8 protein-coding genes are annotated in these 9,256 nt (G+C 72.8%); 5 read left to right on the top strand and 3 right to left on the bottom strand.

Features of this window, described 5'->3' with window-relative positions:
* The first annotated feature begins 937 nt into the window (after positions 1 to 937).
* The gene (locus tag FNX44_RS19040) at positions 938 to 2,542 is read left to right on the top strand and encodes an NsdA family TPR-like regulatory protein (RefSeq protein ID WP_143649505.1); all 1,605 of its coding nucleotides are present in this window, start codon (positions 938 to 940) and stop codon (positions 2,540 to 2,542) included.
* 219 nt (positions 2,543 to 2,761) lie between these two features.
* Positions 2,762 to 4,012, top strand: a complete 1,251-nt coding sequence (gene lhgD, locus FNX44_RS19035; RefSeq protein WP_228450008.1) for an L-2-hydroxyglutarate dehydrogenase — start codon at positions 2,762 to 2,764, stop codon at positions 4,010 to 4,012.
* A gap of 14 nt (positions 4,013 to 4,026) precedes the next feature.
* Here the strand turns inward: lhgD and FNX44_RS19030 are convergent, their stop codons facing one another.
* The 3 genes from FNX44_RS19030 to FNX44_RS19020 are packed head-to-tail and all read right to left on the bottom strand — an operon-like array spanning position 4,027 to position 6,115.
* On the bottom strand, positions 4,027 to 4,716 hold the full coding sequence (locus tag FNX44_RS19030) for a TetR/AcrR family transcriptional regulator (protein ID WP_143649504.1): 690 nt from the start codon (positions 4,714 to 4,716) through the stop codon (positions 4,027 to 4,029).
* A complete protein-coding gene (locus FNX44_RS19025; RefSeq protein ID WP_143649503.1) occupies positions 4,713 to 5,393 on the bottom strand; it encodes a DUF4166 domain-containing protein in 681 nt (226 codons plus the stop codon). Before FNX44_RS19025 ends, FNX44_RS19030 begins: the two co-directional genes overlap by 4 nt.
* Positions 5,390 to 6,115 carry a hypothetical protein gene (locus FNX44_RS19020; protein WP_143649502.1) on the bottom strand — a complete coding sequence of 242 codons (726 nt, stop codon included), beginning with the start codon at positions 6,113 to 6,115 and terminating at the stop codon, positions 5,390 to 5,392. The genes FNX44_RS19025 and FNX44_RS19020 overlap by 4 nt, the downstream gene beginning before the upstream one ends.
* Positions 6,116 to 6,330: 215 nt before the next feature.
* Here FNX44_RS19020 and trmB point away from each other — a divergent pair, with 215 nt between their 5' ends.
* The 3 genes from trmB to FNX44_RS19005 form a co-directional block, all read left to right on the top strand.
* Positions 6,331 to 7,062: a tRNA (guanosine(46)-N7)-methyltransferase TrmB gene (gene trmB / locus FNX44_RS19015; protein ID WP_143649506.1), complete on the top strand. Its 732-nt coding sequence runs from the start codon at positions 6,331 to 6,333 to the stop codon at positions 7,060 to 7,062.
* 318 nt (positions 7,063 to 7,380) lie between these two features.
* A complete protein-coding gene (locus tag FNX44_RS19010) occupies positions 7,381 to 8,799 on the top strand; it encodes a PrsW family intramembrane metalloprotease (protein WP_143649501.1) in 1,419 nt (472 codons plus the stop codon).
* 43 nt (positions 8,800 to 8,842) lie between these two features.
* Positions 8,843 to 9,256, top strand: a 414-nt coding sequence (locus tag FNX44_RS19005) for a PPOX class F420-dependent oxidoreductase (protein WP_143649500.1), incomplete at its 3' end; no start/stop codon positions are given.

Below are 9,256 nucleotides of genomic sequence, written 5' to 3'. Positions count from 1 at the left end.
GGGAGGCACGTGTTGGCGTGCCCGGTGGCCCCGGCGGCCGGTCCGGCGGCGGGTGGCGGTCGGCCAGCGCGGGCGGTCTTGGCGCGGGTGGGAGCGGCGGGCGCGGCACCGTGGAAACCGGATCGTGACGGGGGTGACAAGCACGGAAGACCCAAACAGTGGTTTTCGGCCAACTTATGGCCTTGACAGGGCCTTTCCCGCTGTGGCGGTTGTGCCGTGCGTGACGGGTGTTGTTGGGCGGTCCGCGTACGGACGGGCTTGATCGCTCGTCACGTCCGTACGCGGACCGGGCTCGATCGCCGGGCACACAACTCCGGCATATGCCACACCGATGCGTGCCGCTCCGACAGCCGCAGGCCGGTTTCCGCCGCCCTCGGCCGATCCGTCGCACCGTCGGACACATGAGCCGGCGCACAGCCGGGAAGGCCGGGAGGCACGACCACCTCCCGGACCCGAACGCCGCCCGCGGGGATATGGGGCGGCGGTATTCCCCCAGCCCGCCGGTGCCACACGGCGGGCCGACCCACGCGTCCTCCATGCAACACCCCCGGCCGCACCGGGCACAGAGCGCACAGCCGGGCGCACGATCACACGGCCGGGGCACGCCAGGAACCCGCCGGTGGCCGGGTCGCACAGCACGGCTCGCTCCCGGAGATCACGTCGCCTCCGCATCCTCCGCCACCATTCGAGCCGCGCACTCACCTACAGAGAGGGGAACGGACATTCGCCGCATAGCACCCGTGTTTCGCGCCGCGCGCGCCGCGCGCACACGGCGCTCGCGCGGGAGTTCACTCCGCACGCGCGTACGGAAACGAATCCCGCCATCCGGCTGGCGAACCCTTAACGGTAGGGATTCGGCGAACTACGCTGGGTTCACGAATGCCCCGAGCATTTTCCAGTGCGGCGGGGCAGCCGTCGGTGTGTGTCAGGGGTGCGCATGTCCAGGGAGCCACGCGGGCCGCACGAGAAGCGCGGGCCCAACGAGAAGCTCGGTACAGTCCTCGCCCTCGCCGGCATCAGCAACGCCGGACTCGCCAGGAGGGTCAACGACCTGGGGGCGCAACGAGGACTGACCCTTCGCTACGACAAGACCTCGGTGGCCCGGTGGGTCTCCAAGGGGATGGTCCCGCAGGGTGCCGCGCCGCACCTGATCGCGGCGGCGATCGGCAGCAAACTCGGGCGGCCCGTACCGCTCCACGAGATCGGGCTGGCCGACACGGACCCGGCGCCGGAGATCGGCCTCGCCTTCCCCCGTGACGTGGGGGCGGCGGTCAGGTCCGCCACCGACCTCTACCGGCTCGACATGGCGGGCCGACGCGGTGGCGGCGTCTGGCAGTCACTCGCGGGATCGTTCTCGGTGAGCGCGTACGCGACACCGACCTCGCGGTGGCTGATCAGCCCCGCCGACGGTTCGGTGGCCCGTGAGACGGCCGACGCCCAGGACGGGCCCGAAGGCGGGGCGGAGCATCCCGAGCCGGTCGACCGGACACCGCCCCACGCCGGTTCCGCGTCCGCCAACGGCCGGCCCGCCGGCGGGCGTTCGACCACCGGCGGCAAGGAACCGGCCCGAGACGTCGCCCTACGTCCGACCGGACCACCGGGCGGCGGAGGCTCCCGACGATGCATACGCGTCGGCCACAGCGACGTCGCCAAGCTGCGCGAGGCGGCACAGGAGGCCCGCCGCTGGGACTCCAAGTACGGTGGAGGAGACTGGCGTTCCTCGATGGTCCCCGAGTGCCTGCGGGTCGACGCGACCCCGCTGCTGCTCGGCGCCTACAGCGACGAGGTGGGCCGTTCGCTCTTCGGCGCCACAGCCGAACTGACCCGGCTCGCCGGCTGGATGGCGTTCGACACCGGCCAACAGGAGGCCGCGCAGCGCTACTACATCCAGGCGCTGCGGCTCGCCCGCGCGGCGGCGGACGTGCCGCTGGGCGGGTACGTGCTGGCCTCGATGTCCCTCCAGGCGACCTACCGGGGCTTCGCGGACGAGGGCGTCGACCTGGCGCAGGCCGCGCTGGAACGCAACCGGGGCGTGGCGACGGCCCGCGTCATGAGCTTCTTCCACCTGGTCGAGGCCAGGGCACACGCCAAGGCGGGGGACGCGCCCGCCTCCGGGGTCGCCCTGTCGGCGGCCGAGAGCTGGCTCGAACGCGCCCGGGAGGGCGACCCGGACCCGTCCTGGCTCGACTTCTACTCCTACGACCGGCTCGCCGCCGACGCCGCCGAGTGCTATCGCGACCTCAAGGCGCCGCGCCAGATGCTGCGCTTCACCCAGCAGGCGCTGTCCCGCCCGACCGAGGAGTACGTGCGTTCGCACGGTCTCCGTCTGGTGGTGTCGGCCGTCGCCGAGCTGGAGTCCGGCGACCTGGACGCCGCCTGTGCCGCGGGCGTGCGGGCCGTCGAGGTCGCCGGCCGGATCTCCTCCGCGCGGACCATGGAGTACGTCCGTGACCTGCTGCACCGCCTCGAACCGTACGGGGACAACCCGCGAGTCGCCGAGCTGCGGGAACGGGCCAGGCCGCTGCTCGCGGCGCCCGCGTGAGGGGGTACGCCTCCGGCTCGGAGGCCGTAACCGGCTCACGCGGGCGCGCGGACGTGGCCGATTCGCTGTGGTCGGTGCTCTTGTCCTGCCGGACGTGACCGACGCCGCAGTGCGTTGTCAGTGGTGGCGACCATGATGGGTGGCGTGGTGGCTGTGCCGAACTCCGAACGACGTCAGCGCTCCGGTGGGACCGGGGCGCCCGACCCGTGCCCCGACGGCCTGGAACGCGCCGCTCCCGGCCCGGCCGCCGTGCGGCGCGGCCCGGCGCGGTACGACCACGACGTCCTGGTGGTCGGTGCGGGCATCGTCGGGCTGTCGACGGCCTACGCGCTGACCCGGGCCAGACCGGGCATACGGGTCGCCGTGCTGGAGAAGGAGGGCGGTCCGGCCCGCCATCAGACCGGGCGGAACAGCGGCGTGATCCACAGCGGCATCTACTACCGGCCCGGGTCCCTGAAGGCCAGGTTCGCGGTGCAGGGCGCCCAGGAGATGGTCAAGTTCTGCGCGGAGCACGGCCTTCCCCACGAGGTGACGGGCAAGCTGATCGTCGCCACCGAGCGCGCCGAGCTGCCGCGGCTGCACGCCCTCGCCCAGCGCGGCAGGGAGAACGGCATCCCTGTGCGGGAGCTGGGACCGGCGCAGATCACCGAGTACGAACCCTGGGTACGTGGTATCGCCGCCATCCGAGTGGGGACCACCGGTGTCTGCGACTTCCGGGCGGTGGCCGACCGACTCGCCGAGCTCGTCACCACCGCCGGCGCCGAGCTGCGGTACGGCGCCGGGGTGACGGCCGTCGACAGGCGGGAGGGCGTCGGCGTCGCCGTCCGGCTGTCGGACGGGAGCGTGTTGCGCGCCCGCGCCCTGGTGAACTGCGCCGGCCTGTTCGCCGACCGGCTCGCCATGCTCGCCGGAGACGACCCGGCGGCCCGCATCGTGCCCTTCCGCGGCGAGTACTACGAGCTGGCCGAGGAGCGTGCGGAGCTGGTCCGCGGCCTGGTCTACCCGGTGCCGGACCCGGCCTTCCCGTTCCTCGGCGTGCATCTGACGCGGGGGATCGACGGTGGTGTCCACCTCGGGCCGAACGCCGTCCCCGCGGCGGCCCGCGAGGGGTACGACTGGCGTACGGCCTCCGCCGCCGACCTCGCCCGCACGCTTGCCTGGCCGGGCGTCTGGCAGCTCGCCCGGCGGCACTGGCGCTACGGCGCCGGTGAGATCCACCGCTCGCTCTCCCGCGCGGCGTTCACCCGGGCCGTGGGTCGGCTGCTGCCCGCGATCCGTACGGAGGACCTGCGTCCGGCCCCCGCCGGCGTACGCGCCCAGGCCGTGCTGCGGGACGGCACGCTCGTCGACGACTTCCTCATCAGCGAGGCGCCGCACACGGTGCACGTGCTCAACGCGCCCTCCCCGGCCGCCACCGCGTCCCTGCCGATCGGCCGGGAGGTGGCCAGCCGGGTGCTGGCGGGCCTGTAGCAGGTGTCGGGGTGCTAGGGGCGTGACGTGGCGGTGCGGTAGGCGGTCGTCCGGCGGAGGCGGGCCCGCACCGCTCGCTGCGCGACCGGCCCCAGCTCGTCCAACGCCGCCGCCAGCGCGGCCAGCTGCTCCAGCGCGCCGAACGCCGCCGCCGCGCCCTCCTCGTCCACGCCCTCGTACAGCTCCAAGCCGACAAAGGACGCTGCCAGCGCCCTCGCGAGCCCGGGGACGTCCAGCAGCTCCGCGAGCGGGGTGTGAGCGAGCACCCGCCCCAGCACGGCCTCCAGCTCGGTGATCCAGCTGTCCAGGCCGGCCGCGGTGGCGCGGACGAGTCGCGGCTGGGCCTGCGCACCGGCCAGCAGCTGCGCCAGTACGGCGACGTGGCCCTCCGTCCGTTCCTGGGCGTGCAGGTCACGGCCGAGGTCGAGCAGTTCGCCCAGCGTGGTCACGCGGGCGAAGCGGTCGCGGTAGTGGGCCACGCGCTGTTCCGCGCCGTAGCGGCAGGCCTCGGCGAGCAGGTCGTCGACGCTGCCGAAGTGGTAGAAGACAAGCGCCTGGTTGACGCCCGCGGCAGTGGCCACCGAGCGGGCGGAGGTCTTGGCGATGCCCTTCTCGACAAGCGTCTCCAACGCGCCGACCAGCAGCTTTGTCCTGGTGTCCGAGGGCGGGCCGGCGGGTGGCGCCCCGGACGGTGTGTCACTCATACGCGCGCCTCCTCACGCACCGGACGCAGGCCGGGCCGTACGCCCGTGACCTCCACGGGCGCGTACTCGGCGGCGAACGATCCCTCGTAGCCGAACAGCGGTCCGAACGTGCGATTGGTGACCCGCACGCTGATCCGGAACCGTCCGGACCTCTCGTCGAAGCGCTCCCGCACCTCGGCGTCACCTCCGATCAGCGCCGGCACCGGCACGTCCACCAGCCCCTCGCGGAAGCGGTGGGCACCGGACCGGATGATCAGCGAGCCGTCGGCGGTCACCTCGGGATGGAGGTCGGTCGCCAGGTGCTGGTGCGTTCCGAGGTAGTCCACCACACAGCCGCGTCGGGCACTGTAGATCATCGTCGCGTCGAAGCGGCGGCTGCGGTCGGGGAAGGCGAAGGTACGGACGAAGGTGACCGTCTCCCGGCCGTACCCGTCGACGTACGGGACGTTCTCTATGGTGAACGGGATGTCGCGACCGGCCCGGGGAACCAGCACGTTGCGGGTGCCGCCGAGAGCCAGGAACGGTCGGACGAACGCCGGTCCTCGCCAGATGCGGTCCATCACGCCGCGGCCCGTGCACATCTCGCCGCTGTGCAGGCCGACGGAGAACCGGCGACGCAGTTCGGGGTGGAGCCTGTCGAAGTCGTCGCCCAGGGCGCGACGGAAGATCGAGGTCATGTCTTCTCCTGCGGTTCGGAACCGCTGCGGTCGAGGTGGCGGAGCAGTGCCGGCGGGCGCGCGTCGTCGTGGCGGGTCGGGCGACGGCGGCAGCGGCGGGCGGCCGGCGTCGAGGGCAGCGGCGGCACCAGCAGGACGGTGACGGTCGCGGCGACCGCGGCCACCGGTGGCGCGCCGACGATCGCGGCCGCGACGAGGCCCGCGCGGACGACCGTCTCCGCGATCGCTCGGAGCAGCGCGCGCTCGGGAGGGACGCCCCGCTCGCACCACAGCCGCAGGCGATCGAAGGACCAGGCCGTCGCCCAGCCCATCAGCGGGCGGAACACCAGACGGTCGACGATCCGCCCGAACCGGCCCCAGCGGGGGCGGTAGTCGTAGCCGGTCAGGAAGCGGACCGTGCCGTCCGGCTCGGGGACGTACCGCCAGTAGCCCCGCCCCTCGGCGATCAGCGACAGGCGCTCCGGCGACGCGAAGCGGAGCGCGCTGGTCCGCGTGCCGTCGGGCCGGTGGCGCTCGCCGGCGCTCACCCCGGTGCCGGCGACGGTGAGGAGCGGCAGGACCCGCGTGGCGTAGCGGAACCGCCTCGGCTCCTCGACGGGGCCGGGTAGCTGGTCGATGCGAGTGAACCGCACGTCCCAGCGTGCGTGCTCGGCGGTGTCCTGGGTCCGCCGCCACAGTTCCTCCAGCGGCGCACGGATCCGGGTCTCGATGTAGAGCCCCATGCTTCTCCCTCGCGTCTCTCCCACCAGACGATTTGAGCAGTCGCTCAATCGGAGAGTACGACCTATTGAGCGACTGCTCAACCATGCGCCCCACGGCTCGGGCCGGTCACGGCTGGACGTAGAATCCGGTCACTGTGTCCGAGACGAACCAGCAGCAGTCAGACAGCCCACGCGAGCCCGGCGCGGCGCGCCACGAGGCCGCTCCGCGCACCCCGATGTTCGAGCCCGGCGCCGGCCCTGCCGCCAACCCCTCGGACGGACACGAACGGACCATCCGCAGCTTCCAACCGCGACGCAGCCGCGTCACCAAGGGCCAGCACGACGCCCTCGTACGGCTGTGGCCGCGTTGGGGCTTCGACATCGACGGCTCCCACCTCGTCGACCTCGACAAGCTCTTCGACACACTGCCGAGCGGGGCGCCGGTGGTCCTGGAGATCGGCTTCGGGATGGGCGAGGCGACCGCCCAGATGGCCGCCGCCGACCCCGACACGGGCATCCTCGCCGCCGACGTGCACACCCCCGGCCAGGGCAACCTGCTGCGCCTCGCGGAGCTGAACGGGCTGACCAACGTCCGGGTGGCTAACGGTGACGCCGTCATCCTGCTGCGGGAGATGCTGCCGCCCGCCTGTCTCGCCGGCGTACGCGTCTACTTCCCCGACCCGTGGCCCAAGAAGCGCCACCACAAACGGCGCATCATCCAGCCCGCGTTCCTCGACCTGGCCGCCACCCGGATGGCTCCGGGAGCGCTGCTGCACTGCGCCACGGACTGGGAGCCCTATGCCGAACAGATGCTGGAAGTGCTCACCGCGCACCCTGCGTTCGAGAACACCCAGCCGGACGGGGGCTTCGCGCCCCGCCCCGAGCAGCGGCCGCTCACCCGCTTCGAAGGACAGGGCCTCGACAAGGGGCACAGCGTGCGGGACCTGCTCTTTCGCCGAAAGGCGTAATGCGGCCAAGCCGTTGTGATGAGTCGCCCTTCGGACGGTCATCTCATCTAGGGTCATTGGGTGCGCCCAGACCCAGACCGAACCGATGCGAACCGCCCGCACGCCGATGCGACCCGCCGTGCGGCGTCCGACGCCGCACGGCCCGAGCGGATGGAGGAGGCTCCCTCGACCGCCCCGTCCGTCGAACCGGCACCACGGGACGCGGCCACACCACCCGGAGCACCTCCGCTGCCCGTACACCAGCCGGCCACCCTGCCGGCTGCCGCGCCCTCCGCTCCCCCGGCTCCTCCGGCTCCTCCGGCTCCCGCTCCCTCGCCCGTGCCGGGAGACGGTGCCGTCGGCGGCCCGGTGGCCGGGCGCAGGCAGAAGCGCTGGACCGCCTGGCTGCACAACAGGACCGTCCGGACCAGCTGCATCGGCGTACTGCTCGCCCTGTGCGGGTTGGCGATCCTCGCCATCGTCCGCGCGGAAACCGGCACCGAGGGCTTTGTCATCGGTCTTGTCCTGGCGACCGTGCCCGTGCCGCTGCTCATATCGGCGCTGCGGTGGCTGGACAAGGTGGAGCCGACCCCGTGGCGAACCCTCGTGTTCGCCTTCGCCTGGGGAGCGTGCGCCGCCACGCTCGTCGCCATCGTCGCCAACACCTTCGCCACCGAATGGCTGACGACGTCGGTCATCACCAACACGGACACCGACGAGGACATCGTGGGTGCCGTGCTCGTCGCGCCCGTGGTGGAGGAGATCGCCAAGGTGGCCGCGATCCTGCTGCTCTACCTCTACCGGCCACGCAACTTCACCGGCCTGCTCTCGGGCATCGTGCTCGCCGGCTTTGTCGCCACCGGCTTCGCCTTCACCGAGAACATCCTCTACCTGGGCACCGCCTACGACGAGGACCAGGAACTGGGCGCCGCCGGGGACGGCGTCTCCTCCACGGCCGCCACATTCGTCGTGCGCATCATCATGTCTCCCTTCGCGCACCCGCTGTTCACCACCTTGGCGGGGATCGGCTTCGGCCTGGCGGCGACCCTGCCCGCCCGTCGACAGACACTGCGGATCGTCCTTCCGTCGTTCGGACTGCTCGGTTCCATCTCCCTCCACGCGCTGTGGAACGGCACCGCCTCACTGCACGGCCTCGCCTTCCTCGCCGTCTACCTGCTGCTCATGGCTCCGCTGTGCGCCTCGCTGATCTGGCTCACCGTCTGGTACCGGGGTCGCATGCTCCGCACCGTCCGGGACGTCCTCGGCCGCTACGCGGCACAGGGCTGGGTGACCCCGGCCGAGGCGTGGGGCATGGGCTCGATGGCGGTTCGCAGCCGGGCCCGCGACCTCGCGCGCCGTGAGGTCGACGCCAAGGCCGCCCGCCAGGTCGGCGAGTACCAGCGCGTCGCCACCTCGCTTGCACTGCTTCGCGCCCGGGCGCAGAGCACCGCCGATCCCTGCTTCGGGGCACGCGAACAGGAACTGCTCACCCGCCTGCTCCCCCTGCGCGACCTGGGCAGCCCCTACAACAGCAGGGCCGCCGCGCCCGCGATGCCCCGCGCGCCCTACCCGTACCCGCCGCACACGTACCCGCCGCACACGTACCCGCCGTACACGTACCCGCCGCACGCGCAACAGCAGCCGCGGAGCCACCACGCCTGGTACCACCAGCCCGCGCCGGGGGGCCGACCGACGCCGCACGATCCCTTCGCGCCGCCGACCGGCGCCCAACCCCCGCCCGGGCGTCACCGGTACTAGGCTGCGAAGGCGAGGTGCCACCCAACGCAGGGAGGAGGACCCCGTGAGCGACGAGCAGGCACTGCTGGAGCTGCTGGCCGCACGTGACCTGGGCGTGCTCGCCACCGTCAAACGAGACGGCCGCCCCCAGCTCTCCAACGTCGTCTACGCCTACGATCCCCGCCGCCGGTTGATCCGCGTGTCCGTCACCGCCGAGCGCGCCAAGACCCGCAACCTCGCGCGCGACCCCCGCGCCAGCCTGCACACCATGTCCGCCGACGGCCGGGCGTGGGTCGTCGCCGAGGGCACCGCCGAGCTGACACCAGTCGCCGGCGCGGCAGACGACGCGGCGATGGCCGAGCTCATAGACCTCTACCGGTCGCTGCGCGGCGAACACCCCGACTGGGACGAGTACCGCGCCGCGATGATCGCCGACCGGCGTCTTGTCGTGCGGCTCCCGGTCGAGCGGGTCTACGGG

Source organism: Streptomyces alkaliterrae, from assembly GCF_007097205.2.
Lineage (GTDB): Bacteria > Actinomycetota > Actinomycetes > Streptomycetales > Streptomycetaceae > Streptomyces > Streptomyces alkaliterrae.
This window is presented reverse-complemented; position numbering and strand designations above follow the sequence as displayed.

Bases quoted from the DNA above. Each gene is read 5' to 3' on its own strand.
- FNX44_RS19040 (WP_143649505.1), top strand. From the start codon at position 938: ATGTCCAGGGAGCCACGCGGGCCGCACGAGAAGCGCGGGCCCAACGAG.
- FNX44_RS19030 (WP_143649504.1), bottom strand. From the start codon at position 4,716: ATGAGTGACACACCGTCCGGGGCGCCACCCGCCGGCCCGCCCTCGGAC.
- FNX44_RS19025 (WP_143649503.1), bottom strand. From the start codon at position 5,393: ATGACCTCGATCTTCCGTCGCGCCCTGGGCGACGACTTCGACAGGCTC.
- FNX44_RS19020 (WP_143649502.1), bottom strand. From the start codon at position 6,115: ATGGGGCTCTACATCGAGACCCGGATCCGTGCGCCGCTGGAGGAACTG.
- trmB (WP_143649506.1), top strand. From the start codon at position 6,331: ATGTTCGAGCCCGGCGCCGGCCCTGCCGCCAACCCCTCGGACGGACAC.